The sequence below is a fragment of the Nitrospirillum amazonense genome (assembly GCF_007828035.1).
GTDB lineage: Bacteria > Pseudomonadota > Alphaproteobacteria > Azospirillales > Azospirillaceae > Nitrospirillum > Nitrospirillum amazonense.
Genome location: NZ_VITV01000019.1, coordinates 1 through 25,855 on the forward strand (window position 1 = coordinate 1; position 25,855 = coordinate 25,855).

24 protein-coding genes are annotated in these 25,855 nt (G+C 67.1%); 10 read left to right on the forward strand and 14 right to left on the reverse strand.

Features of this window, described 5'->3' with window-relative positions; translation table 11 throughout:
• Nucleotides 1-255 (forward strand): FAD-binding protein (locus FBZ87_RS28000; RefSeq protein ID WP_211107264.1); only part of this gene is annotated, 255 nt, incomplete at its 5' end.
• 69 nt (nt 256-324) lie between these two features.
• Here the strand turns inward: FBZ87_RS28000 and FBZ87_RS28005 are convergent.
• The 8 genes from FBZ87_RS28005 to FBZ87_RS28040 form a co-directional block, all read right to left on the reverse strand.
• A complete protein-coding gene (locus FBZ87_RS28005) occupies nt 325-633 on the reverse strand; it encodes a HigA family addiction module antitoxin (protein ID WP_246134646.1) in 309 nt (102 codons plus the stop codon).
• A gap of 12 nt (nt 634-645) precedes the next feature.
• Nucleotides 646-927, reverse strand: a complete 282-nt coding sequence (locus tag FBZ87_RS28010) for a type II toxin-antitoxin system RelE/ParE family toxin (protein ID WP_145613866.1) — start codon at nt 925-927, stop codon at nt 646-648.
• Nucleotides 928-999: 72 nt separating this feature from the next.
• Complete coding sequence (locus FBZ87_RS28015; RefSeq protein WP_145613867.1) at nt 1,000-1,377, reverse strand: ACT domain-containing protein; 378 nt, start codon at nt 1,375-1,377, stop codon at nt 1,000-1,002.
• 124 nt (nt 1,378-1,501) lie between these two features.
• Complete coding sequence (locus tag FBZ87_RS28020) at nt 1,502-1,801, reverse strand: putative quinol monooxygenase (protein ID WP_145613868.1); 300 nt, start codon at nt 1,799-1,801, stop codon at nt 1,502-1,504.
• Between the two features lie 12 nt (nt 1,802-1,813).
• A complete protein-coding gene (locus tag FBZ87_RS28025; RefSeq protein ID WP_145613869.1) occupies nt 1,814-2,914 on the reverse strand; it encodes an NADH:flavin oxidoreductase/NADH oxidase in 1,101 nt (366 codons plus the stop codon).
• 144 nt (nt 2,915-3,058) lie between these two features.
• Nucleotides 3,059-3,676, reverse strand: a complete 618-nt coding sequence (locus tag FBZ87_RS28030; protein WP_145613870.1) for a TetR/AcrR family transcriptional regulator — start codon at nt 3,674-3,676, stop codon at nt 3,059-3,061.
• Nucleotides 3,677-3,708: 32 nt separating this feature from the next.
• The gene (locus FBZ87_RS28035) at nt 3,709-5,265 is read right to left on the reverse strand and encodes a DUF6438 domain-containing protein (protein WP_145613871.1); all 1,557 of its coding nucleotides are present in this window, start codon (nt 5,263-5,265) and stop codon (nt 3,709-3,711) included.
• A gap of 202 nt (nt 5,266-5,467) precedes the next feature.
• The gene (locus tag FBZ87_RS28040) at nt 5,468-6,481 is read right to left on the reverse strand and encodes an NADPH:quinone oxidoreductase family protein (protein ID WP_145613872.1); all 1,014 of its coding nucleotides are present in this window, start codon (nt 6,479-6,481) and stop codon (nt 5,468-5,470) included.
• 170 nt (nt 6,482-6,651) lie between these two features.
• Between FBZ87_RS28040 and mce the strand changes: the two genes are divergently transcribed.
• A complete protein-coding gene (mce, locus tag FBZ87_RS28045) occupies nt 6,652-7,071 on the forward strand; it encodes a methylmalonyl-CoA epimerase (protein ID WP_145613873.1) in 420 nt (139 codons plus the stop codon).
• A gap of 21 nt (nt 7,072-7,092) precedes the next feature.
• Here mce and FBZ87_RS28050 read toward each other — a convergent pair whose 3' ends face one another.
• From FBZ87_RS28050 to cyoA, 5 genes are all read right to left on the reverse strand, one after another.
• Nucleotides 7,093-9,165, reverse strand: coding sequence for a hybrid sensor histidine kinase/response regulator (locus tag FBZ87_RS28050; RefSeq protein WP_145613874.1), 2,073 nt, complete (start codon nt 9,163-9,165; stop codon nt 7,093-7,095).
• Between the two features lie 156 nt (nt 9,166-9,321).
• The gene (gene cyoD, locus FBZ87_RS28055; RefSeq protein ID WP_145613875.1) at nt 9,322-9,714 is read right to left on the reverse strand and encodes a cytochrome o ubiquinol oxidase subunit IV; all 393 of its coding nucleotides are present in this window, start codon (nt 9,712-9,714) and stop codon (nt 9,322-9,324) included.
• A gap of 1 nt (nt 9,715) precedes the next feature.
• The gene (locus tag FBZ87_RS28060; RefSeq protein ID WP_246134647.1) at nt 9,716-10,357 is read right to left on the reverse strand and encodes a cytochrome (ubi)quinol oxidase subunit III; all 642 of its coding nucleotides are present in this window, start codon (nt 10,355-10,357) and stop codon (nt 9,716-9,718) included.
• A complete protein-coding gene (gene cyoB / locus FBZ87_RS28065; RefSeq protein WP_145613876.1) occupies nt 10,354-12,348 on the reverse strand; it encodes a cytochrome o ubiquinol oxidase subunit I in 1,995 nt (664 codons plus the stop codon). The genes FBZ87_RS28060 and cyoB overlap by 4 nt, the downstream gene beginning before the upstream one ends.
• Before the next feature lie 24 nt (nt 12,349-12,372).
• Nucleotides 12,373-13,281 (reverse strand): ubiquinol oxidase subunit II, encoded by a 909-nt coding sequence (cyoA, locus tag FBZ87_RS28070; protein ID WP_211107268.1) that lies wholly within the window; start codon nt 13,279-13,281, stop codon nt 12,373-12,375.
• A 166-nt stretch (nt 13,282-13,447) separates the two neighbouring features.
• Between cyoA and FBZ87_RS28075 the strand changes: the two genes are divergently transcribed.
• From FBZ87_RS28075 to FBZ87_RS28090, 4 genes are all read left to right on the forward strand, one after another.
• Nucleotides 13,448-14,023 carry an alpha-ketoglutarate-dependent dioxygenase AlkB gene (locus FBZ87_RS28075; protein WP_145613877.1) on the forward strand — a complete coding sequence of 192 codons (576 nt, stop codon included), beginning with the start codon at nt 13,448-13,450 and terminating at the stop codon, nt 14,021-14,023.
• 252 nt (nt 14,024-14,275) lie between these two features.
• Nucleotides 14,276-15,427 carry an efflux RND transporter periplasmic adaptor subunit gene (locus tag FBZ87_RS28080; protein WP_246134648.1) on the forward strand — a complete coding sequence of 384 codons (1,152 nt, stop codon included), beginning with the start codon at nt 14,276-14,278 and terminating at the stop codon, nt 15,425-15,427.
• A gap of 11 nt (nt 15,428-15,438) precedes the next feature.
• Complete coding sequence (locus tag FBZ87_RS28085) at nt 15,439-18,645, forward strand: efflux RND transporter permease subunit (RefSeq protein WP_145613878.1); 3,207 nt, start codon at nt 15,439-15,441, stop codon at nt 18,643-18,645.
• A gap of 20 nt (nt 18,646-18,665) precedes the next feature.
• Nucleotides 18,666-20,138, forward strand: a complete 1,473-nt coding sequence (locus tag FBZ87_RS28090) for an efflux transporter outer membrane subunit (protein ID WP_186455035.1) — start codon at nt 18,666-18,668, stop codon at nt 20,136-20,138.
• A 6-nt stretch (nt 20,139-20,144) separates the two neighbouring features.
• Here the strand turns inward: FBZ87_RS28090 and FBZ87_RS28095 are convergent, their stop codons facing one another.
• Nucleotides 20,145-20,687, reverse strand: a complete 543-nt coding sequence (locus FBZ87_RS28095; RefSeq protein ID WP_145613880.1) for a methylated-DNA--[protein]-cysteine S-methyltransferase — start codon at nt 20,685-20,687, stop codon at nt 20,145-20,147.
• Between the two features lie 424 nt (nt 20,688-21,111).
• Between FBZ87_RS28095 and FBZ87_RS30275 the strand changes: the two genes are divergently transcribed.
• From FBZ87_RS30275 to FBZ87_RS28110, 4 genes are read left to right on the forward strand one after another with little or no spacing between them, the layout of a single operon-like run.
• On the forward strand, nt 21,112-21,705 hold the full coding sequence (locus FBZ87_RS30275; RefSeq protein WP_479684994.1) for a hypothetical protein: 594 nt from the start codon (nt 21,112-21,114) through the stop codon (nt 21,703-21,705).
• A gap of 12 nt (nt 21,706-21,717) precedes the next feature.
• Complete coding sequence (gene fdnG / locus FBZ87_RS28100) at nt 21,718-24,255, forward strand: formate dehydrogenase-N subunit alpha (protein ID WP_479684995.1); 2,538 nt, start codon at nt 21,718-21,720, stop codon at nt 24,253-24,255.
• Entirely contained in the window at nt 24,255-25,178 is a 924-nt protein-coding gene (gene fdxH, locus FBZ87_RS28105) for a formate dehydrogenase subunit beta (protein ID WP_145613882.1), read from the forward strand. The genes fdnG and fdxH overlap by 1 nt, the downstream gene beginning before the upstream one ends.
• Nucleotides 25,175-25,849, forward strand: coding sequence for a formate dehydrogenase subunit gamma (locus tag FBZ87_RS28110; protein WP_145613883.1), 675 nt, complete (start codon nt 25,175-25,177; stop codon nt 25,847-25,849). Before fdxH ends, FBZ87_RS28110 begins: the two co-directional genes overlap by 4 nt.
• Nucleotides 25,850-25,855 lie beyond the last annotated feature (6 nt).

A 25,855-nucleotide genomic window follows, 5' to 3' on the forward strand; every position in this document is an offset into this window, starting at 1 on the left:
GCGTCGCGCGCGGCGGTGGACGCCGGTTTCGTGCCCAACGACTACCAAGTCGGGCAGACGGGCAAGATCGTGGCGCCGGAGCTGTACATCGCCGTCGGCATCTCGGGCGCCATCCAGCACTTGGCCGGCATGAAGGACAGCAAGGTCATCGTCGCCATCAACAAGGACGAAGAAGCGCCGATCTTCCAGATCGCCGACTACGGCCTGGTCGCCGACCTGTTCAAGGCCGTGCCGGAACTGACGGCCGAAATCTGAGCCCTTTCAGGGTTCAAGGAATAACACCGTGAACTGGCCGGGCGCTCGCAAGGGCGTCCGGCCAAATTTTTATTCCGCAGCGTGGTGCAACACCTGCACGGCCGACAGGTCTACGCTCTGATGGGCGCGGGCCAGGTTGTGGGTGGTCTGCAGGTTCAGCCAGAACTGCGCCGTGGTGCCCAGCGCCTTGGCCAGACGCAGGGCGGTATCGGCCGTCATTTCCGTCTGTTCGCTCGCCACCCGTTCGATCCGTGTGCGGGGCACGCCGCAGGCCTTGGCGATCTTGCCCGCTGTCAGGCCCAGGGGCTCCATGAACTCCTCCCGTAGGACTTCGCCGGGATGGACGGGGCGCATGGCGATCAGGGGATCGATGGTCACAGGTGCCTCCGTTCAATGATAATCGACGATTTCAACATCATGGGCATCTTGGCCGTCCCAGCGGAAACACACGCGCCATTGATCGTTGATGCGGATGGAATGCTGGCCTTCACGGTCTCCCGACAGCTTTTCCAAGCGATTGCCGGGCGGAACGCGCAGATCGTCCATGGTGGTCGCCGCGTGAAGGATCGCCAATTTCCGCTGCGCCGCGCGCACCAAGTCCGCAGGAAAACCTTTCGTCAACGTGCCCGTGAGCACTGCCTCACTGATCTTGCCCTTGGTGCTTTTAATCATCGCAACCAGTCATTCATTGAGATTATTCACGTATCATGAAACGATACACATAACAAGTGGAACTGTGTCATGTTATGATACGCTATGCCCCGCCGCCCTCAGCAGGGACAGGGTGCGGTCCCGGTTCTCCGCCTGGATCATGAGATGGTCGGTGTTGAAGGTGGAGGTGACGAAGACGCCGATGCCATTCTCCGACAACGGGCGGATGACGGACAGCAGGATGCCCGCCTGGTCGAAGGCGAAGGGGCCGATGAACTTCAGGCACACCCAGTCGCGGTCGGCCTTCACGTCCTGCGGCACCCGCTCTTCCCGGCAGATCAGCGTCAGTTCCTCGTCGTCCCGGGCCAGGGCGGTGAAGCCGTCGCCCTCCCACCAGTTGGGGACGGGGGTATCGGGCGGGAATTGGACGAGGGCGTAGCGGCCGTCCAGGTGCCGCAGGGTGATGCCCATGGGGTGCTTTCCATAGAATGACGCCGTGGCGCCGATGACGGCGCCATCTTACCGGAAAGTTCCCCTATTGGCGCATGGTGGGGATCGCGGCGGCCAAGATCCGGCCGCCGCGATCCCCTGGGCCTTATTCCACCGTGTCCACCGGGGTGGCGGAAACCACCACCGGCGCTTCGGCCAGCAGGTCGCCCACGGCCGCGCGGAAGGCCGTGTAGTGCGGGCTGGTGCGGTGGGCCTCGACGGCCGCCTCGTCGGTGTAGATCTCGAACACGTGGAAGCGGACCGTGGCGTCGGTGCCGCGGAACAGGTCGTAGCGGCGGGCGCCCGGCTCGGCCCGCGAGTGGCCGGTCAGTTCGCGCATCAGCGCTTCGACCTTGTCCACGGCCTCGGGCTTAGGCGTGACGGTGGCGATCAATGCAATAGTCATTAAGAATTCTCCTTAAGCTTCGACGGCGTAGCGTTGCAGCCAATGGGCGTAGGGGGCGGCCAGCACCCAGGCGGGGCGCTCCACGCCCAGCTTCAGGGCGGCGGCGTAGGGCCAATGCGGGTTGGCCAGGTGATTGCGGCCGACCAGCACCTGGTCCAGCTGCCCCTCCCGCACCACGCGGTCGGCGACCTCGGGATTGGCGAAGCCCCAGGCGGAGGAGACGGGGATGCCGGCCTCCTTGCGCACGCGGGCGGCGACCGGCGCCAGGAAGGCGGGGCCCCAGGGCACTTTGCCCTTGGGCGTGGAGAAGCCGACGCTGACGCTCAGCAGATCCAGCCCTTCCTGGCGGAAACGGCGGGTCAGGGCGATGGATTCGGCCAGCGTCTCCTCATCCCGTCCGTCATACTCGATGACGCCGAAGCGGGCGGTCAGGGGCAGGTGCTCCGGCCACACCTGGCGCACGGCGGCCAGTGTTTCCACCAGGAAGCGGCCCCGGTTCTCCGCACTGCCGCCGTACTGGTCGGTGCGCTGGTTGGCGTCGCGGCTGAAGAAGCTTTGGCCCAGATAGCCGTGGGCGAAGTGCAGTTCCAGCCATTCGAAGCCCGCGTCGCGGGCGCGCTTGGCGGCGGCCACGAAGTCCTCGCGCACCCGGGCGATGTCGTCCAGGGTCATGGCCTTCGGCACCTTGGGCAGGGTGCCGCCGAAGGCGATGGCCGAGGGGGCGATGGTGTCCCAGCCGCGCGGATCGCCCTCGGCGATGTGATCGTCCCCTTCCCAGGGACGGTTGGCGCTGGCCTTGCGGCCGGCATGGCCGATCTGGATACCGGGCACGGCCCCGGCCGCCTTGATGGCGCGGACGATGGGCACGAAGGCCTGGGCCTGCGCGTCGTTCCACAGGCCGGTGCAGGCCGGGGTGATGCGGCCCTCCGGCGCGACGCCGGTGGCCTCCACCACCACCAAGCCGGCGCCGCCCCGGGCCAGGCCGGCATAATGGCTGAGGTGCCAGTCGTTGGGCAGGCCGTCGGTGGCGCTGTACTGGCACATCGGCGGCACGGCGATGCGGTTGCGCAACACGACGTCTTTGATCTTCAGCGGATCGAACAAGGTGGGCATGCGAAACTCCGAATGAACGGGAAGGGTATAGGATTGGTTGGGAAGGATCAGGGCAGGGTGGAATAGACCAGTCGTCTAGATGTTCGGTACGGCAATGCCGGCCTGGCCATGCGCGCCGACAGGCCGGCGGGTTGCGGTTGGGCCTTAAGAAGGGGTGCTGCAGGGCGTGTCGAGGTGCAGCATCATGCGGGTGGCGCGCATGGCGGCCTCCAGCGGGGCGGCGCTGCGGGAAATCTTGGCCATCAGGCTGGCGCCCAGCCAAGTCTGGTACAAAGTTTCCGCCGTGGGGCAGGCAGGGCCGGATACCTTCAGGGAACCGTCGGCCATGCCGTCCTCCAGCGCCTGGCCCAGGCGCCTGATGATGGCCTTGGTGCCGCGGTCCAGCACGGCGCGCATCGCCTCCGACAGATCGGCGACCTCGGCCCCCAGCTTCACCGCCAGGCACTTGCCCTCTGGATCGCAGCCACCCTGGGTATCGATCCAGTTCTGCCAGTAGGCCAGCATGCGGTCGACCACCGGCTTACCCGGCACCGACAACTGCCGGTCCAGATCCGTCAGGTAGTCCTCGAAATAGCTCTCCAGCAGCGCCGTGCCGAAGGCGTCCTTGGACTCGAAGTAGTGGTAGAACGACCCCTTGGGCACATTGGCGGCGCCCAGGATCTCGTTCAGCCCAACCGCGGCGAACCCCTTGCCGCCGATGATGCGCTGGGCGGTGTCGAGAATGTGCTGGCGCACGTCGATGCTGTGGGGCTTGGCAATCATGGGCGCGATATAGGCACAATTAGACCAGTCGTCTAGTGACGGTCGTCACCCGGTGCGGACTTTTGTTTGCGGGCGATCAGGTCCAAGACGTGGGGCCAAGGATAGGCCGCTGCCCGGTCCACGGGGCGGATACCCTCGGGATCCGGCCGGTTGAAATCGGCGCCGCGCTCAATCAGCAGCAGGGCGCTGTCCTCATCGCGCACGGTGTCCAGGGGCGCATAGCCTTGCTGGTTGGGCCGGTTGGGATCAGCGCCCCCATCCAACAAGGCGCGCTCCACCATCAGGTCGTCCGTCAATTGCAGCGGGTCCTCGTAACCGACGGCATTCATGCTGACATGGGCCGCGCTCAGGGCGTGGAGGATGTGAACGACATTGTCCGATGAAGCTGGATTCAAGGCTGGCGCTAATACCGCCGCCACTACGGGCGACCGCGTGCGTAACGTTTCCATTTCCGGAAGCGCTTGTGACAGCGATGACAGATCCGGGTGGTGGCGCAAAATCAGCTCGACCAGCTGGGGCTTGCCCGACCAGGCCGCCGCCGTGATTACAGGCCGGCCAGACCATTTCTGCACGCCCCCCGGGTCGGCGCCCGCATCAATAAGCCTGGCGGCGATGGTCACCCATCCATGCTCCGCCGCGGCATATAAGGCGTCCGTCCTGGCTTGGGCGTTGCCAGCCCCGACGCCGTGTGCCAGCAGATGTTCCACCACCTCAATTTGACCCTTGCCGGCGGCCCATCCCAGGGCCCATTGGCTGACCTTGTCATCACGCAGGGTCGCGCCGGCGGCCTCAAAAGCCAGGATGGTTTCGAGATTGGTGCTGCCAGCCAGCCGGGCGAGGAGTTGTGAGGCTTGGGGTGTCGTGAAATCATATCCTTGCTGTTGCAGGTTCCCGACATCCTCGGATGTGCCATTGAGCCACTTACTGGTATCGGCGACATGATCGATCATTTCTTCCAGCGCCGTCATGGACGGTGGCATGCCAACTTCCCTGCCGACATAGTCCACGACCGTCTTGCTTTGGCCGTTGATGGAGACGGTGACGGAATAACTGGGCATGTCCGTGACCGATCGCGCGTAGCGGTCGGCCAGATTGTAAAAGTCCATGGCTCGCAGCATGGACAGCAGTGTGTCGATGCCAGCCTGCGATGCCATGCCAGTTTGCAGTCCGAGAACTTTGGCGTAGACCTCTCCTTGGTAGCTCACCGTGCCGTCGCCCCGAATTTCGACCGTGTAGCTGGGGCAGTGGCCATAGCAGGCACCCCGCTTCAGGGTAATGGACAGGCCGGATCGGTCCTTTACCGTTGGGAAGGGACGTGCTTTGGCCGGCAGCGCTGGGGTGATGACGTAGTCCTCCAGGCGGGCCAGCGCCCATACCGGGGCACCGTCCTTGATGAAGGGTTTGAAGCGCAACTCGTCCAGGTTCTTCCGCGCCCTGTCGACGTATGCCGGCTCGCCGTCGATCGGTGTGACTGAGATCGCTTCGCCCCTAGGGTCGACAAGGACATCGAAGGAAACGGTGTGGATTTGGTCGCGGCTGAGGCCAACATCCGTCAACGGCTGTTTGGGCAGGGTCAACAGATGACGCATGGCCTGCCATCGCTCCACCTGAAGGGGCGGGCCATCAGGCTTTGAGACGCAGCCTGATAATAGGGCGCCAAACGATACACAAACGACGACCCCGCCTTGCCATACCCGAATCCCCATCCGCTTCCCCAACACTATTACAAGCGGTCAGCGGACGGTGGCGCCGGATTGTGGCGGCGGTGTGATAGCGCGCGCCGGTGAGGCCTCACCCCACCTCCACCACGATCTTGCCCACGGCCTGACGGGCGCCCAGTGCCACCAGACCTTCGGGCGCGCGGTCGAAGGGCAGGCGCAGGCCGATGTGGGGGCGGATGGTGCCGTCGGCGAGCCAGCCCATGATCTCCCGCAGGTAGGTCTGGTTCAGGGCCGGGTCACGGCGGGTGAACTCGCCGTAGAACACGCCCAGCACGGCGGCGTCCTTCAGCAGGGTCAGGTTTAGGGGCAGCTTGGGGATGCCGGCGGTGAAACCCACCACCAGATAGCGGCCCCGCCAGCCCAGGGCGCGGAAGGCGGGCTCGGCATAGGCGCCGCCCATGGGGTCGTAGATCACGTCGGCCTCGCCCTTGGGCGATACGGCCTGGCAGGCGGCGCGGATGTCGGCGGTCAGGGCCTTGGCGGCGGCCGGGTCGTCCAGGCGGGTGGGGTAGACCACCACGGCGTCGGCGCCGTTGTCCTTGGCGATGGCGGCCTTCTCCGGCGAGGATGCGGCCGCGATGACGGTGGCGCCCATGGCCTTGCCCAATTGCACCGCCGCCAGGCCCACGCCGCCAGCCGCGCCCAGCACCACCAGCATCTCCCCCGCCGCCAGCCTGGCGCGGTCGCGCAGGGCGTAGTGGCTGGTGCCGTAGGTCAGGCGCAGGGCGGCGCCGGCGTCGTCGTCCACGCCCTCCGGCAGGGGCAGGCAGTCCGATGCCGGTATGGCCAGTTGTTCCGACAGGCCGCCATGCGGCACCACGCCGATGACGCGGTCGCCGATGGCTAGGCCCTGGACGCCCTCGCCCACGGCCGTCACCCGGCCGGCCACCTCCAGCCCGGGGGCGAAAGGCCGGGGCGGGCGGGCCTGGTACAGGTCTTGAATGACCAGCAGGTCCGGATAGTTCAGCGCCGTGGCGCTGACGGCGACCACCACCTGGCCGGGGTCCGCCACCGGTGGGGCCAGGTCCGTATCCAGAACCAGGGTGTCCGGTCCACCCGCCTGATGGCTGCGCCAAGCCCGCATCGCTGTCCTCCCATGATCCTGTCGTTCATTGGGCACCAGAGTGGGGGAGGCGGCGGGGCCGGTCCATCATTCATATTGACCGGTCCCCGGACCCTTCCCAGGATCGCGGCCGTGCCGGGCGGCGCGCAGTGCGCTGGCGGGCCGGGTTTTCGAAAAGGGAGTGTCCACGCATGATCGGCCGTCTGAACCATGTCGGCATCGCCACACCGTCGATCGAGGACGCCATCGCCGTCTATCGCGACCTTTTGGGCGCCACGGTGATTCGCGAGCCCTTCGACCTGCCGGCCCAGGGTGTGCGCGTCTGCTTCATCGACACGCCCAACAGCCAGATCGAACTGATCGAGCCCCTGGGCGAGGCCTCACCCGTCCACGCCTTCCTGAAGAAGTTCCCCCAGGGCGGCCAGCACCATGTCTGCTTCGAGGTGCCGGACATCCACGCCGCCGCCGCCGACATGGCGGCCAAGGGCGCCACGGTGTTGGGCCAGCCCCGCATCGGCGCCCACGGCACGCCCGTCATCTTCGTGCACCCCAAGAGCATGGGTGGCGTGCTGGTGGAGTTGATGGAAACGCCGAAGGGCGACCACGCCTGAAGGACCGGCGGGGCCGGTTCATTATCCCCCGCTCAGGATGGTCTTGATGCGGTTGGCCAGGGCCTCCATGGCAAACGGCTTGGTCTGCACATGCATGCCCGGCGGCAGGCGTTCATTGCCGATGACGGCGTTCTCGGCATAGCCGGTGATGAACAGCACCTTCAGGCCCGGGCGCAGGGCCCGGGCGGCGTCGGCCAGCTCGCGCCCATTCATGCCCTGGGGCAGGCCGATGTCGGTCACCAGCAGGTCGATGGCCGCGTCCGATTCCAGGATGCGCACGGCCTCGGGACCGTCCATCGCCTCCAGCGTGGTGTAGCCCAGCTCATCCAGCACCTCCGTCACCAGCAGGCGCACGATGGGCTCGTCATCCACCACCAGCACGGTCTCGCCCCGCTTCGCGCGGGGTGCTGCCGGGGCGATGGCCAGCATTTCGGCCGCCCGCTCCTCGCCATCGTGGCGGGGCAGGTAGAGCGACACCGTGGTGCCGTGCCCGACCTCCGACCGGATGCGGACCTGGCCGCCCGACTGGCGGACGAAGCCGTAGATCATGGACAGGCCCAGGCCCGTGCCCTGGCCGATGGGCTTGGTGGTGAAGAAGGGGTCGAAGGCGCGGGCGATGACGTCGGGCGGCATGCCGATGCCGGTGTCGCTGACGCTCAGCAGGACGAACTGGCCGGCGGGTATGTCCTGGACATGGGCTGTTTCCTCATCGATCTCTCGGTTGCTGGCCTCGATGGTGATGTGGCCACCCTGGGGCATGGCGTCGCGCGCGTTGATGCACAGGTTCAGCAGGGCGCTTTCCAGCTGGTTGGGATCGATCAGCGTGGTCCACAGGTCGGGTGGCGTGTCCACCACCAGGGCGACGGCCGGCCCCGCCGTGCGCCGCACTAGGTCCTCCATGTCGCGCACCAGGCGGCCGACGTCGGTGGGCCGGGGGTCCAGGGTCTGCTGGCGGGAGAAGGCCAGCAGCCGGTGGGTGAGGGAGGCCGCCCGGTCCACGGCACCGCGCGCCGCGCTCATGTAGCGGTCCAGGGCCCCCAGCCGGCCCTGGCGGACGCGCTGGTCCAGCAATTCCAGGCTGCCGCTGATGGCGGTCAGCAGGTTGTTGAAGTCATGGGCCAGGCCGCCGGTCAGCTGGCCGACGGCCTCCATCTTCTGGGCCTGGCGCAGCTGCGCCTCCGCCAGGCGCAGGGCGTCGGCCTGCCGCTTCTCCGCCGTGATGTCGCGGCCGTAGCCGTAGACCACGTCCCCCTCGGCGAAGGAGTTCCAGGAGATCCAGCGGAAGCCGCCGTCCTTGTGGCGCAGGCGGTTCTCAAAGCCCAGCAGCTGGCCTTCGAGCAGCAGGCTTTCATGGGCGGCGGCCGTGGCGCGGGCGTCGTCCAGCCAGATGACCTCCAGGAAGCCGTGGCCGATGATGTCGTCGGGGTCGTGCCCCAGGATGGGCTTCCAGGCAGGGTTGGCGTCGCGGAACACGCCGTCCCGCCCCACCACCAGCAGCAGGTCGCGGGAAAAGCGCCAGACGCGGTCGCGCTCCGCCGTGCGCTCCGCCACACGCTCCTCCAACTCGGCGTTCAGGCGGGCCAGCTTCTCGGCGGTGACGCGCAAGGTCCGTTCCGCCCGCACCTTGGCCGTCGTTTCCACCACGATGGCGATGACCCCGGCGGGCTTGCCCGCCTCATCCAGGATGGGGGAGTAGTCCAGATTCATCCACACCTGTTCCGGCCGGCCGGACCGGTGCAGGGTCAGTTCCTGGTCCCGATAGGCCAGCGTGCCGCCGGCCAAGCCAACCTTCATGACATGGTCGTTGAAGTCGGCGACCTCGTGCCAGCCTTCACGGACCTTGGAGCCCAACAGCATCGGGTGGCGCCCGCCGGCGAAGACGGAATAGGCATCGTTGTAGATCATGATGCCGTCCGGCCCCCACAGCGTGACGATGGGGACGGGGGAGCGCAGGATGAGCGCCACGGTGGTCCGCAGGCTTTGCGGCCATCGGTCCAGCGGGCCCAGGGGCGTGGCAGCCCAGTCATAGGCGGCGATCAGGTCCGCCAGCTCGCCGCCGCCGTTCAGGAACACCGGTACCGCTTCCTGCGTCATCTGCCGCCGCGTCCCGTTCACCCGCATTCCCCGCCATCATGCCAATTTCCTAAGACTGTTGTTATGTCACGGCAGCGTTGAGGCCACATCGCCAACCAAAGCCCATGTCGCAGCGCGATATACCCCCCCAAAAGACAGAGGCCCGGGACGGACGGGTCAACGCTGGTGGTGCAGGTCCATCATCTCCAGCGGCATCATGTTGGCGCTGAGGTTGGCCATGATCCACAGCGAGCCCGCCACCACCAGGAAGACGATCAGCACGCCGAAGGCCAGGGCCAGCACGTTGTTGGTGTTGTCGGGGCCGGTGGTGATGTGCAGGAAGAACACCAGGTGCACGCCCATCTGCGCCACCGCCAGCACGGCCAGGCCGATGGGCACGCCCGGCTGCCACAGCACGTGCGTGCCGGCCGCCCAGAAGGAGGTGGCGGTCAGGATGATGGCCAGGGCCAGGCCGATGACATAGGCCTTGAGGCTGGACAGCAGCTCTTCCCGGCTATCGCCTGGGGCCGTATCGCCGCCATGGGTGTGTTCTTGCGTGGTGTCCGCCATGTCAGCGCGCTCCCATCAGGTAGACGATCGTGAACAGGGCCACCCAGATGATGTCCAGGGCGTGCCAGAACAGGCTGAAACACATCAGCCGGTGCAGGACGGTGGCGCGCCAGCCCTTATCCGCCACCTGGGCCACCATGACCGCCAGCCACAGCAGCCCCACCGCCACGTGGGCACCGTGGCAGCCCACCAGGGTGAAGAAGCCGGAGAGGAAGGCGCTGCGGTCGGCGGTGGCGCCCCGGGCGACCATGTCGGCGAACTCGCGCATCTCCAGGACCAGGAAGCCCAGCCCCAGGATGAAGGTGATGGCGGCGCCCAGATAGAAGGTGCCGCGATGCCGGGCGTCCATGGCCAGCGACATCATCCCGCAGCTGAAGCTGGAGAACAGCAGCAGCGCCGTCTCCACCGCCACGTTCCGGGCGTCGAACAGCTCCGCCCCCGTCGGGCCGCCCGCCGTCGCCTTCCCCAGCACCGCGAAGGTCGCGAAGAAGGCGGAGAACATGACGATGTCGCTCAGCAGGAACAGCCAGAAACCGTAGGCGATGATGATGCGCTTGGGCGCCGGGCCGGCGGCGCTGGCGCTGGCGGGCATGCCGTGGTGGGTGTGCGGGGGCTCATGGCCGCCGAGGGTGGTGGCGGTCATGGCGTGCCCCCCACCCAATAGGCCTGGTGGTGGGCGCGGTCGACCCGCGCCAGTTCATCCGCCGCGATCTCGAACTCGCTCTCATCCCGCCAGGCGAAGACCAGGGTGGTGATCAGCGCGCCCACCAGGCCCAGGATCACCAGCCACCAGATGTGCCAGATGAGGGCGAAGCCGGTGACGACGGCGAAGAAGGCGGTGACGAAGCCGGTGGGGCTGTTGAGCGGCATGTGGATGGGGGCGTAGGCCAGGGCCTCGGCGGCGGCGATCCGTTCCTCGCGCGCCCGGCGTTTCATGTGCCAATAGGCGTCCTCCCGCTCCACCTGGGGCAGGACGGCGAAGTTCCAGGCGGGCGGGGGTGAGGGCGTCGACCACTCCAGGGTGCGCCCCTGCCAAGGGTCGCCCGTGCGGTCGCGCCGCCGTTCCCGCGTGCGGATGGACACCACCAGCTGGATGATCAGGGCCAGGATGCCGGCCAGGATGAAGGCGACGCCCACGGCGGCCACGATCAGCCAGGGCTGCCAGCCCGGATTGTCGTAATGCTGCAGCCGGCGCGTCATGCCCAGCATGCCCAGGTAATAGAGGGGCATGAAGGCCAGGTAGAATCCGACGAACCAGCACCAGAACGAGACCTTGCCCCAGCCCTCATCCAGGGTGAAGCCGAAGGCCTTGGGGAACCAGTACATGTAGCCGGCCAGCACCCCGAACACGACGCCGCCGATGATGACGTTGTGGAAATGGGCGATCAGGAACAGACTGTTGTGCAGGATGAAATCGGCCGGCGGCACGGCCAGCAGCACCCCCGTCATGCCGCCGATGACGAAGGTCACCATGAAGCCGACGGACCACAGGATGGGGGCGTGGAAGCGCACCCGGCCGCCATACATGGTGAACAGCCAGTTGTAGACCTTCACGCCCGTGGGCACGGCGATGATCATGGTCATGACGCCGAAGAAGCCGTTGACGTTGGCCCCGGCGCCCATGGTGAAGAAGTGGTGCAGCCAGACGATGAAGGACAGGATGCAGATGGCCATGGTGGCCGCCACCATGGAGCGGTAGCCGAACAGCGGCTTGCCCGAGAAGGTGGACACCACCTCGGAAAACACACCGAAGCACGGCAGGATCAGGATGTAGACCTCCGGATGGCCCCAGACCCAGATGAGGTTCACGTACATCATCGGGTTGCCGTCGCCGTCGGCGGTGAAGAAATGCATGCCGAGGTAACGGTCCAGCAGCAGCATGGCGAAGGTGGCGGTCAGGACGGGAAAGGCCGCGATGATCAGCAGGTTGGACGCCAGCGAGGTCCAGCAGAACACCGGCATGCGCATGTAGCTCATTCCCGGCGCCCGCATCTTCAGGATGGTGGTCGCCAGGTTGATGCCCGACAGCAGCGTGCCGACGCCGGAGATCTGCAGCGCCCATAGGTAATAATCGACGCCCACGCCGGGGGAGTATTTCAGCTCGCTCAAGGGCGGGTAGGCCAGCCAGCCGGTGCGCGCGAATTCCCCCACCACCAGCGACATGTTGGTCAGCAGGATGCCCGAGGCGGTCAGCCACAGGCTGACGGAATTCAGCGTGGGGAAGGCGACGTCGCGGATGCCCAGCTGCAGGGGCACGGCGAAGTTCATCAGGCCGATGACGAAGGGCATGGCCATGAAGAAGATCATGATGGTGCCGTGGGCGGAGAAGATCTGGTTGTAATGCTCCGGCGGCAGATAGCCGGCGTCCGGACCCACCGAAACGGCCTGCTGCAGGCGCATCATCACCGCGTCGGTGAAGCCGCGCAGCAGCATGACCAGGGCCAGGGCCACATACATGACGCCGATGCGCTTGTGGTCCACGGAGGTCAGCCATTCCCGCCACAGGTAGGGCCAATAACCCTTCACCGTCACCCAGGCCAGCACGCCCAGCACCGCCAGGATCATGAGGCCCGAGGCGATCATGTCGATCGGCTCATTGATGGGGATGGCGCTCCAGCTCAGCTTGCCGAACATGCTCGATCCTTCTCGGGTCTTTGTTCAGGGGTGGCCGTCAAGGGGCGGATAATCGTGTCCGGGCCAGTGCGGGTTGGTTTGGGGCAGGGCGGGATTGTGGCCGGGGTTGGCGAGGGCATCGAACAGGCCCGGCATCACGCTGCGGAAGGTGCGGGGGCGGTCCGCGCGGCTGGACTGGGTCAGCCGGGCCCAGGCCGGGGCGTCCAGTGCCTCGCCCTGGGCGCGGGCGGTGGCGACCCAGCTGTCGAAGGCGTCGCGGGGCAGGGCCTCCAGCGTGAACAGCATGTCGGGGAAGCCGGCGCCGCTGAACTGGGCGGAGATGCCGGAATAGCGGCCGGGCCTGTCGGCCTGCAGGTTCAGCCGGGTGATCATGCCGGGCATAGTGTAGATCTGGCTGCCCAGCTGGGGCACGAAGAAGCTGTTCATGACCCCGTCGGATGTCAGCTGGAAGCTGACCGGCGTGCCGGCGGGCACCACCAGGTGGTTGATGCTGGCGATGTTCTGGTCGGGGTAGATGAACAGCCATTTCCAGTCCAGCGACACCACCTGCACCGTCACGGGCGGGGTGTCGGCGGGCAGGGGCTTGGGCGGGTCCAGGTCGCGTGAGCTGACCCAGCCGATGCCGCCCAGCAGCAGCACGGTCATGGCGGGAATGGCCCATACCACCATCTCGATGCGGCCGGAATATTCCCAGTCGGGACGGTAGCGGGCGCGGGTGTTGCCGGCGCGGAACCACCAGGCCACGCCCAGGGTTGCCAGGATGGTGGGGATGACGATGGCCAGCATGATGCCCATCGAGTCCCACAGGATGGTCAGTTCCTGCACGGCTACCGGCCCTTGCGGATCGAGGATGCCGCCGGAACAGCCGGCGAGGCCGAGCAGCATCAGGCCCAGGGCGGCGGCCAAGGCGATGGCTGTGGCGGGGCGGGCCATGGCTTTCCTTGGTTTGGCAGGGGTTGCTTTGACAGCGGGGTGCTTTGAGGCGGGGTGCGCGGTGGGTCAATGCCCCCCCGCCGCATTAGTTCCCGGGCCATGCGGGGAAAAAATGCCGCACCCTTCCCATATCGTATGAATGACCCTTTTCCCGGACCGTCGTTCCATGTCCATCCAGGCCAGCCTTTTCCCCGACGTCCCGCCGCCCGCCGCCCATCCGCCAGGCTTCCGCTACACCCCGGATCTGATCGATAGGGAGGATGAGCGCCGGCTGGCGGCCGGCATCGCCGCGCTGCCGCTGAAGCCATTCGAATTCCACGGCTACCTGGCCAACCGGCGGGTGGTGTCCTTCGGCTACCGCTATGACTACGCCCGGCGGGCGGTCGCGGCGGCGCCGGAGGTGCCGTCCTTCCTTTTGGATTTGCGTGCCCGGGTGGCTGCTTGGGCCGGCGTGGCACCCGATGATTTCCGCCAGCTGCTGATCAATGAATACGCGCCCGGCGCCGGCATAGGCTGGCACCGGGACAAGCCGCAGTTCGGCCTGGTGGCGGGCGTGTCGCTGCTGTCCCCGGCCACCCTGCGCTTCCGCCGGCGCGAGGCGGGTGATTGGCGCCGCGCCGCGGCCCCCGTGGCACCCCGCTCGGTCTACCTGCTGGCGGGGGAAGCGCGCTCGGAATGGGAACACAGCATCATCGAGGGCGACGCCCTGCGCTATTCCGTGACCTTCCGCACGCTTGCGTAAGCGTGGGGGGCGTGGATGTGGGCTGGCATCAATGGAACGGCGTTTGTACTGACATGAACCTTTAACCCCCATTTCGGCAAAGGCGGCGGAAAAAGACAAAACGCGACGTAGCCAGCCAAGCCAGGGGTCCGGCGTCCCCATAGTGTGGTGGGAAAACTGCGCCCAGGCGCGGCTTGTCTACCTTGGCCCGGATGCCGCGCCCGCGCGGACACCCGAGCCTGAGCCTGTGTTGGGGGGAGGATGCTGTCCACCATGCCGTCGCCGGTCCGCCGGTTGTATCCCTTGGTCTTTGCCCTGGCGCTGGCCGCCTGCGGCGACAAGCATCCGCCGGCCGCCAACGCCGGTCCGCCGCCGGTGACGGTGGCCCAGCCGCTGCCCCACAAGATCGTGGATTGGGACGAATTCACCGGCCGGTTCGAGGCGGTGCAGACGGTGGAGCTGCGCGCCCGCGTCTCCGGCTACCTGGACCAGATCAAGTTCCGCGACGGCCAGCTGGTGCAGAAGGGCGACCTGCTGTTCGTCATCGACCCGCGCCCCTTCCAGGCCACGCTCGACAAGGCCAACGCCGACCTGCAGCGGGAAAAGACCCGCCAGGCCCTAGCCGTTTCGGAACTGAAACGAGCGGCCCAGCTGCTGGCCGCCCGCGCCATCAGCCAGGAAGAGTACGACACCCGCGCCCAGGCGGAGCAGGAAAGCCAGGCGGCGGTGGCCTCGGCCACGGCCGCCGCGCGTTCGGCGGCGCTGGACCTGGAATTCACCCAGATCCGCTCCCCCATCTCCGGCCGCATCGGCGACCGCAAGATCGACATCGGCAACCTGGTCAGCGGCGGGTCGGCGCAATCCACCCTGCTGGCCACCGTGGTGACCCAGGACCCCATCTATTTCGTCTTCGACGGCAGCGAGGCGGACTACCTGCGCTACAACCGGCTGGCGCTGGAAGGCAAGCGCGCCTCGTCGCGCGACAAGGCCAATCCCGTCTTCGTCCGCCTGATGGATGAGACCGCCTGGACCCACAAGGGCGAGATGGATTTCGTCGACAACCGGCTGGACCCCAACTCCGGCACCATCCGGGGCCGCGCCGTCATTCCCAACACCGACAACTTCCTTCAGCCCGGCACCTTCGGCCGCATGCGGCTGCTGGGCTCCGGCGAGTACGACGCCCTGCTGGTCCCGGACGAGGCCATCGCCTCCGACCAGTCGCACAAGATCGTCCTGACCGTGGCCGAGGACGGCACGGTGACGCCCAAGCCGGTCGTGCTGGGCAACCTCGCCTACGGCCTGCGCGTCATCAAGTCCGGCCTGGCGCCCACCGACCGCGTCATCATCAGCGGCCTCATGCGGGCGCGGCCCGGCACCAAGGTCACGCCCCAGCCCGGGACTGTCACGCCCGCGGCCGAGCAGTAAGGGGCCGCGCCATGAAGTTCTCCCACTTCTTTATCGACCGGCCCATCTTCGCCTGCGTGATCTCCATCCTGATCACGCTGGTCGGCGGCCTGGCCTATTTCGCTCTGCCGGTGGCCCAGTATCCCGAGGTGGCGCCGCCCACGGTGGTGGTGACGGCCACATACCCCGGGGCCTCGGCCGAGACGGTGGCCAACACCGTGGCCGCACCGCTGGAGCAGGAGATCAACGGCGTCGACGACATGCTGTACATGGTCTCCCAGAACACGGGCGACGGCGGCCTGTCGCTGACCATTACCTTCAAGCTGGGCACCGACATCGACAAGGCCCAGGTGCTGGTGCAGAACCGCGTGTCGGTGGCGCAGCCGCACCTGCCGGACGAGGTGAACCGCCTGGGCGTCACCACGCGCAAGAATTCCCCCAACCTGATGATGGTCATCCACCTCTATTCCCCGGATGACAGCCTGGACCAGCTCTACATCTCCAATTACGCCACCTTGCAGGTGCGCGACCCGCTGGCCCGTCTGGACGGCGTGGGCGACGCCCGCATCCGCGGCGCCGGCGACTATTCCATGCGCGTCTGGCTGGATCCGGAGAAGGTGCAGGCCCGCGGCCTGACCACGGCGGAGGTGGTGCAGGCGCTGCAGGGCAACAACGTGCAGGTGGCCTCGGGCCAGCTGAACCACCCGCCCGTGCCCAAGCCCAGCGCTTTCGAGGTGCAGGTGCAGACCCTGGGCCGTCTGACCGACCCCAGCCAGTTCGCCGACATCGTCATCAAGTCCGACGCCCAGGGCCGCGTTACCCGCGTGCGCGACGTGGGCTGGGTGGAGCTGGGGGCGCAGGACTACAACACGTATTCCTACGTCGACGGCCAGCGGGCCGCCGCCATCCTGATCTACCAGCGGCCGGGATCCAACGCCCTGAAGACGGCAGCCAGCGTGCTGTCGTCCATGGAGACGATGAGCCACGACATGCCCAAGGGCATGGCCTACAAGGTGGTCTACAACCCCACCAACTACATCGCGGAATCGGTGAAGGAGGTCTACCACACCATCTTCGAGGCGGTGGTGCTGGTGGTCATCGTCGTCATCGTCTTCCTGCAATCGTGGCGGGCGGCCCTGATCCCCGTCATCGCCATCCCCATCTCGCTCATCGGCACCTTCGCCGTCATGGCGGCGGTGGGTTTCTCCCTCAACAACCTGTCCCTCTTCGGGCTGGTGCTGGCCATCGGCATCGTCGTCGACGACGCCATCGTGGTGGTGGAGAATGTGGAGCGCAACCTGGCCCAGGGCTTGTCCCCGCGCGAGGCCGCGCACCGCACCATGGACGAGGTCGGCGGCGCCCTGGTCGCCATCGCCCTGGTGCTGACCGCCGTCTTCCTGCCCACGGCCTTCCTCACCGGCATCGCGGGCGAGTTCTACCGCCAGTTCGGCGTCACCATCGCCGCCGCCACCGTCATCTCCATGCTGGTGTCGCAGACGCTGAGCCCGGCCCTGGCCGCCCTGCTGCTGAAGCCGCACGTGCAGGAGCATGCGGCGCCCCGGCGGGGCTTCCATCCCGTGGCGCGGTTCTTCGGCGGCTTCAATCGCGGCTTCGATTGGCTGTCGGACCGCTATGGCCGGCTGACCGGCCACCTGGTGCGCCTGGCCACCGTCGTGCTGGTGGTTTATGCCGGGCTGATCGTGCTGGGCGGCGGCCTTATTTCCCGCACGCCCACGGGCTTCATCCCGGCGCAGGACCAGGGCTATTTCATCACCGTCATCCAGCTGCCGCCAGGCTCCTCCCTCGCCCGGACGGACGCCATCCTGCGCCATGTCCAGGATTTGCTGAGCAAACGGCCGGGTGTCGCCCACACCGTGGGCTTCGCCGGCTTCGACGGCGCCACTTTCACCAACGCCCCCAACGCCGGTGCCGTCTTCGTGGCCACCACGCCGTTCGCGGAGCGCGGCAGCCTGACCACCCAGGGCATCTTCTCCGACCTGCAGAAGACGATACAGCAGGTCGATGGCGCCCTGATCCTGCTAATCCCGCCGCCCACGGTGCCGGGCATCGGCTCGTCGGGCGGGTTCAAGCTCTATATCGAGGACAGACGTTCGCGCGGCCTGCAGGCCCTGGCCGACGCCACGCAGGACATGATGCTGGCGGCCAACCAGACGCCGGGCCTGGCCAACGTCTTCAGCCTGTACAACACCCGCACGCCGCAGGTGTACGCCGACATCGACCGGGTGAAGGCCGACATGCTGGGCGTGCCGCCGTCCCGCATCTTCGACACCCTGAACGTCTATCTGGGGTCGGCCTTCGTCAACGACTTCAACCTGCTGGGCCGCACCTACCGGGTGACGGCGCAGGCTGACGGCGCCGACCGCACCAGTGTGCGCGACATCGCCTACCTGCGCACGCGCTCCAACAGCGGGGGGCTGGTGCCCCTGGGCTCCGTCGCCACCTTCCGCGACGTGACGGGGCCCTACCGCGTGCCGCGCTACAATCTGTATCCGGCGGCGGAACTGCAGGGGTCGCCCGCGCCGGGATATTCCACCGGCCAAGCCATCGCCGCCGTACAGCAGCTGGCGCAGCAACGCCTACCCGACGGTTTCGCCATCGAGTGGACGGAACTGACCTTCCAGCAGATCATCGCCGGCAACACCGCCCCCATCGCCTTTGGTCTGGCCGTGGTGTTCGTCTACCTGCTGCTGGCCGCCCTGTATGAAAGCTGGATGCTGCCGCTGTCGGTCATCCTGATCGTGCCCATGTGCCTGCTGACCGCCATCTCTGGCGTCAATCTGCGGGGCATGGACAACAACATCCTGACCCAGATCGGCCTCGTCGTGCTGGTGGGCCTGGCGGCCAAGAACGCCATTCTGATCGTGGAATTCGCCAAGCAGGATGAGGAGGAGGGGATGGACCGCTTCCAGGCGGCGGTGCGCGCGGCCCGCACGCGCCTGCGCCCCATCCTCATGACTTCCTTCGCCTTCATCCTGGGCGTGGTGCCTTTGGTGAACGCCTCGGGCGCCGGGTCGGAGATGCGGCAGGCCCTGGGCACCGCCGTCTTCTTCGGCATGCTGGGTGTCACCTTCTTCGGCCTGCTGTTCACGCCGGTGTTCTACGTCGTCTGCCGTTGGCTGGCGCTATGGGGCCAGCGGCGTTTCGGCAAGCGGGAAGAAACACCACCGCCGCATGTGGGGCCGCCGCATGCCGGGTCACCGGGCCATCATACGGCCTGACGGGGAAGGGGGATCAGTTCATGCGCACCTATCGCACCCTGTTGGCCCTGTCGGTCTGCCTGCTGCCGCTGGCCGGTTGCATCACCGTGGGGCCGGATTACCAGGCGCCGGCCAGCCCGGCCGCCGCCGGCACCTCCTTCACCCGCGCGGGTGCGGCGCCCGGCAGTGCGGAGGTGAAGGCGGCCGACATGCTGAAGGCGGAGGAACCGCTGGAGGAATGGTGGCGCCAGTTGGGCGACCCGGTGCTGGACCAGCTGGTGGCCGACGCCGTCAAGGCCAACCTGGACCTGAAGGCGGCCGACGCCGCCGTCCGCGCCGCCCGGGCGGAAGCGGAGGCGGTGGGCGCCCGCAACCTGCCCTCCCTGGGCGCCAGCGCCAGCTACAGCCGGGCGCGCGCCGCCGCGGCCACGCAACAAGGCCAGCCCAACGCGCAACTGCCCGACAGCAACGTCACCACGGCCGGCGGCAGCCTGTCGTGGGAGATCGACCTGTTCGGCCAGGTGCGGCGCGCCATCGAGGCGGCGGAGGCGGACAGCGCGCGGGCGGAGGCGCTGCGCCACCAGGTGCTGACCGTCATCATCGCCGACGTGGCCAGCACCTATGTCGACCTGCGCGGCGCCCAGCTGCGCCTGTCCGTCGCGCTGCGCAATGCGGAGAACCAGCGCGGCACCTTCGACCTGACCCACACCCTCAGCGATGCCGGCCGGGGCACGGACCTGGACATCGCCCGCGCCCAGGCGCAGCTGGAAACCACCGTGGCCTCCATTCCGCCCCTGCGCGCCACGGTGGCGGCGGATGAGCACATCCTGGCCACCCTGACGGGGCGGGAGCCGGGGGCGCTGCTGAGCCTGCTCGACGCGCCGGCCCCCCTGCCCGACCTGCCCGACAGCGTGGCCGTGGGCACGCCCGCCACCCTGCTGGGCCGACGGGCCGACGTGGCGGCGGCGGAACGTGCCCTGGCCGCGGCCACGGCCCGCATCGGTGTCGCCACCGCCGATCTCTATCCCAAGATCTCCCTCATCGGGTCGGTGGGGGTGCAGGCCCTGCAGCCGGGGGACCTGGGCGCGCGGGGCGCCTTCACCTACGGCATCGGGCCCAGCATTAGCCTGCCGCTGTTCGACGCCGCCCTCTATGCCCGCATCCGCGAGGCCAACGCCAACACCGACCAGGCGGCGGCCAATTTCCAGAAGGCGGTGCTGACCGCCTGGCAGGAGGCGGAGACGGCGCTGGCCCGCTATGCCCAGGAAAGGTCGCGGCGTGCCTCGCTGGACACCGCCGCCATGGCCAGCACCCGGGCCGCCAGCCTGGCGGCGACGCGCTACCGCTACGGTGCCGACAATTTCCTGACCGTGCTGGATGCCCAGCGCACCCAGCTGGAGGCGGAGGACCAGCTGGCCCAGAGCCGTATCCAGGTGGCGCAGGATCTGGTGGCCACATACCGCGCGCTGGGCGGCGGCTGGACCATCGCCAAGGACGTCGCGGACGCGCGGTGACGGCGTTTATCCGGCGGTCGCGAACAGGTCGCCCGTTATTGCCGGGCGGCGGGCGGGGCGGCGTCCTTCCAGCGTCAGCAGATAGTCCTTGGCCTCCAGGCCGCCGGCGAAGCCGGTCAGAGTGCCGTCCATGCCCACTACCCGGTGGCAGGGTGCGATGATGGAGATGGGGTTGCGTCCATTGGCGGCCCCCACCGCCCGCACTGCCGCAGGCTTGCCGATCTGCCGGGCGATGTCGCTGTAGCTGCGCACCTCGCCATAGGGGATGGTCAGCAGCGCCCGCCACACCTGTTTCTGGAAATCCGTGCCGGCGAAGGACACTGGCACGTCGAACACCGTCAGTTTCCTGGCGAAGTAGGCCCGCAGCTGTCGTTCGGCCTCAATCAATACCGGATGGTCGGGCGCCGGAACCAGCGGACCCAGCCGCACCCGGCCCGGCCTGTCATTCTCCCAGAGGATGGCTGCCAGACCCTCATTGCCGGCCACCAGGGTCAGCCGCCCGATGGGGGAGGGCAGGTATCTGAACGCAAACGTGGCAGTGCCGGTCATGGCGGCAAGCTCCTCATCCGGGAAGGGCACAGGGTGGCAAAACGATGAGGTCAGGGGCAAGGGCGGTCATCACAGGCCCCGGGCCTTTGCCTTTCCCGACTTGAGGGCCCGGTCTGGGGAAAGGTATCGTTATATCCATTTAAATATAGCGCATTAAAGCCCCGCGTTTCAGGTAGCGGACATGGAATACCTTTGGTTGGGTAATAAACTTTGCGCATGACGCAACCACTTTTCTGAATTTAGTTAATGAGAACGGTTATCAATAGGGTCGTCTTCATTCGCTGCCCGAGAAATTCACCGCCAATAACTTGACGGGCTGCGGCCGCGTCTTATGATGCGTGTATCCGTCTGCCGGCGTCTGCTTGCCCTTCCCGGGCGGCTTCGGCGTTTTGGCAGGGCCGATTTTCACGGGAGCGTGTGAGACATGGATCTCAGTCGTCGCGGCTTTATCAAGCTGACCGGCGCGGGACTGGCGGTCTCCAGCATGGGCGCGCTGGGCTTCGGCTCTGCGGGCACCGCGCTGGCGGCTTCGGTCCGGCCGTTCAAGCTGACCGCCGCCACCGAAACCCGCAACACCTGCACCTATTGCTCGGTGGCCTGCGGCATCCTCATCTACAGCCAGGGCGATCGCGCGAAGAACGTGAAGTCCTCGGTCATCCATATCGAGGGTGATCCGGACCATCCCGTCAACCGCGGCACGCTGTGCCCCAAGGGCGCCGGCCTGCTGGACATCGTGCGCGCGCCGGGCCGCCTGACCGTTCCGAAGTACCGTGCCGCCGGTGCCACGGAGTGGAAGGAAGTCTCCTGGGACTTCGCGCTCGACCGCATCGCTACGCTGATGAAGCAGGACCGCGACGCCAACTTCATCGCCAAGAACGGCGCCGGCACCACGGTGAACCGCTGGAACACCACGGGCATGCTGGCGGCCTCGGCGGCCTCGAACGAGGCGGCCTATGTGACGTTCAAGTGGGCCCGCGCGTTGGGCATGGTGACGTTCGACAACCAGGCGCGTGTCTGACACGGACCGACGGTGGCCAGTTTGGCCCCAACATTCGGTCGCGGTGCGATGACCAACACCTGGCAGGACATCAAGAACGCCAACGTCGTCATCGTCATGGGCGGCAATGCCGCCGAAGCGCACCCCTGCGGATTCAAATGGGTGGTCGAGGCCAAGATCGAGAACAAGGCCAAGCTCATCGTTGTCGATCCGCGTTTCACCCGCACGGCCTCCGTGGCGGATGTCTATGCCCCCATCCGGCCGGGCACCGACATCGCTTTCCTCAGCGGCCTCATGCGCTATTTGCTGACGAACGATGCCATCCAGCACGAGTATGTGCGGGCGTACACCAACGCCAGCCTGATCGTGAAGGACGGCTTCGCCTTCGAGGACGGCCTGTTCAGCGGCTATAACGAGGAAAAGCGCAGCTACGACAAGTCCAGCTGGGATTATGAGCTGGATGAGCAAGGCTACGCCAAGTCCGACGACACCTGGCAGAACCCGCGCTGCGTCATCAACCTGCTGAAAAGCCACGTCGATCGGTATACGCCGGAGATGGTGTCCCGCATCTGCGGCACGCCCCAGGACAAGTACCTGGAGATCTGCAAGCTGATCGCCACCACCTCGGCACCGGACAAGGCCCTGACCAGCCTGTTCGCGCTGGGCTGGACGCAGCATTCGGTGGGCGCGCAGAACATTCGCGCCATGGCCATGGTACAGCTGCTGCTGGGCAACATCGGTGTCGCCGGCGGCGGCATGAACGCCCTGCGCGGTCATTCCAACATCCAGGGACTGACCGACATTGGCCTGCTCTCGGCATCGCTGCCGGGCTACATGAACATGCCGAAGGACAGTGAAGTCACCTTCGACAAGTACATGGAGACCAAGCTGTTCAAGCCCCTGCGCCCGGGGCAGACCAGTTACTGGCAGAACTACCGCAAGTTCTTCGTCAGCTTCCAGAAGGCCATGTTCGGTAGCGCCGCCACGGCCGAGAACAATTGGGCCTACGACTACTTGCCCAAGCTGGACGTGGATGGCTACGACATCCTGCGCGCGTTCGAGATGATGAACAACAAGCAGATGAACGGCTACATCTGCCAGGGCTTCAACCCCATGCAGGCCTTCCCCGACCGGGGCAAGATCCGCCGGGGCCTGTCGAACCTGAAGTACCTTGTCGTCATGGACCCGCTGGATACCGAGACGGCCAATTTCTGGCAGGACTACGGTCCGCAGAATCCGTCCAAGCCGACGGAGATCCAGACCGAAGTATTCCAGCTGCCCACCACCTGCTTCGCGGAGGAGAACGGCACGCTGGTCAACTCCGCCCGCTGGCTGCAGTGGCACTGGAAGGCGGCCGACGCCCCCGGCCTGGCCAAGACCGACCTGTGGATCATCGCCGGCCTCTACAACCGCATGAAGGCGATGTACGCCAAGGACGGCGGGGCCTTCCCGGATGCGCTGCTGAACCTCACCTGGACCTACGCCGACCCGCACGAGCCGGAGCCGGAGGAAGTCGCCAAGGAGATGAACGGCCGCGCGCTGGCGGACGTCAACGACCCGGCCACGGGTGCCCCGCTGTTGAAGGCGGGGCAGCAGCTGGACGCCTTCGCCCAGCTGCGCGACGACGGCACCACCATGTCGGGCTGCTGGATCTTCGCCGGCAGCTTCACCGACAAGGGCAACATGACGGCCCGCCGTGACGCGACGGACCCGCGTGAGGCGGGCATCGCCCCCAACTGGGCCTGGGCGTGGCCGGCCAACCGGCGCATCCTGTACAACCGCGCCAGCGCCAACCCGGAGGGCAAGGCCTGGAACCCGGCTAAGCCCGTCATCGAGTGGAACGGGTCCAAGTGGGTGGGCGTGGACGTGCCCGACTACGGCCCGACGGTGAAGCCGTCGGACAGCGTGGGCCCCTTCATCATGAACCAGGAGGGGCAGGCGCGCCTGTTCGCCCGCGGCCTGATGAACGAGGGTCCGTTCCCCGAGCATTACGAGCCGTTCGAAAGCCCGTCGGAAAACGTGCTGCACCCCAAGGTGAAGAACAACCCGGCCGCCCGCGTGTTCGCCAGCGACAAGGAACACATGGGCGCGTCGGCCGACTTCCCCTACGTCGGCACCACCTACCGCCTGACCGAGCACTTCCACTATTGGACCAAGCATTCGCTGATCAACGCCATCCTCCAGCCGGAGGAATTCGTGGAGATCGGCGAGGCTCTGGCCAAGGAGAAGGGCATCGAGCAGGGCGGCTGGGTCAAGGTGTCGTCCAAGCGCGGCCAGGTGATCTGCAAGGCCTTCGTGACCAAGCGCATCAAGCCGCTGATGGTGGACGGCAAGCCGACCCACGTCATCGGCTGCCCCATCCACTGGGGCTTCACCGGCGTGGCCCGCAAGGGCTACGGCGCCAACACGCTGACGCCGTTCGTGGGGGACGCCAACACCAACACGCCGGAGTTCAAGGCCTTCCTGCTCAACATCGAGAAGACCAGCGCGCCCCCCGCGGTGGACGTGGCCCAGGGGCCGCGTGACGCCCAAGGGGTGCCGAAGTCGCTCACCAAGGTGGGGAGCCTGTGATGGCCGACCTGCAATCCCAAGACTACATCCGCCGGTCGGCCACCAACCTGACGCCGCCCTCGGCGCGCCACCATGAGCTTGAGGTGGCGAAGCTGATCGACGTCAGCCGCTGCATCGGCTGCAAGGCCTGCCAGTCCGCCTGCATGGAATGGAACAACCTGCGGCCGGAGATGGAGGAGTTCCAGGGCGCGTACGAGAACCCGCACGACCTCAACCCCGGCACATGGACCCTGATGCGGTTCGCCGAGTACGAGGACGAGCAGGGGAACCTGGAATGGCTGATCCGCAAGGACGGCTGCATGCACTGCGAGGATCCGGGCTGCCTCAAGGCCTGCCCGGCCCCGGGCGCCATCGTCCAGTACGCCAACGGCATCGTCGACTTCATCAGCGAGAACTGCATCGGCTGCGGCTATTGCGTGAAGGGCTGCCCCTTCAACATCCCGCGCATCAGCGCCCAGGACCACAAGTCGTACAAGTGCACCCTGTGTTCCGACCGCGTGGGCGTGGGGCTGGAGCCGGCCTGCGTGAAGACCTGCCCGACCGGCGCCATCATGTTCGGCTCCAAGGACGACATGAAGGACTGGGCGGGCGAGCGCATCGCCGAGCTGAAGGAACGCGGCTTCCAGAACGCCGGCCTCTATGACCCGCCGGAGGTGGGCGGCACGCACGTCATGTACGTGCTGCACCACGCCGACAAGCCCTCGCTCTACTCCGGCTTGCCGGACAAGCCCCACATCAGCGCGCTGGTGGGGGCGTGGAAGGGCTTCCTGAAGCCGGTGGCCCTGGCGGGCCTGGCCTTCGCCGCCGTGGGCGCCTTCGTACATTCCATCGTCGCCGGCCCCAATGAGACGACGGAGGAGGATGAAGCCCACGCCCGGCTGGAGATGGAGAAGGCCAAACGGGAAGGGAGTGCGAAGTCATGAGCTATCCCAAGGGAACCATCGTCCGCAATTCCACCCTGACCCGGGTGAACCACTGGATCACCGGCCTCTGCTTCGTGCTGCTGACCCTGTCGGGCCTGGCCATGTTCCATCCCGTGTTCTTCTGGCTGTCGAACCTGTTCGGCAGCGGACAATGGATGCGGGCGCTGCATCCCTGGCTGGGCGTGTGCCTGATCGTCAGCTTCCTGGGCCTGTTCATCCAGTTCTGGCGGGACAACCTGTGGAACCGCGACGACGTGGAATGGGCCAAGTCGCTGGACAAGGTGCTGGACAACCGGGAGGAGGAGGTGCCGCCCGTCGGCCGCTTCAACGCCGGCCAGAAGGCGGTGTTCTGGGGCATGGCCCTGATCATCCCGGTGCTGTTCGTCACCGGCATCCTGATCTGGGAGGTTTATTTCGGGGGCGCCACCTCCATCGAGACGCAGCGGGTCGCCGTGCTGATCCACAGCATGGCCGCCATCGGCGCCATCCTGATCTGGATCACGCATGTCTATGCCGCGCTGTGGGTGAAGGGCTCCATGCGGGCCATGCTGCACGGCTGGGTCACCCCCGGCTGGGCCCATCGGCATCACCGCAAATGGTTCCGCAGCCTGGTCGCCAGCGGCTCCCCCGGGCCGACGCCGGACAGCACGGCCAAATTCCGCGAGCACTGAGCGGCC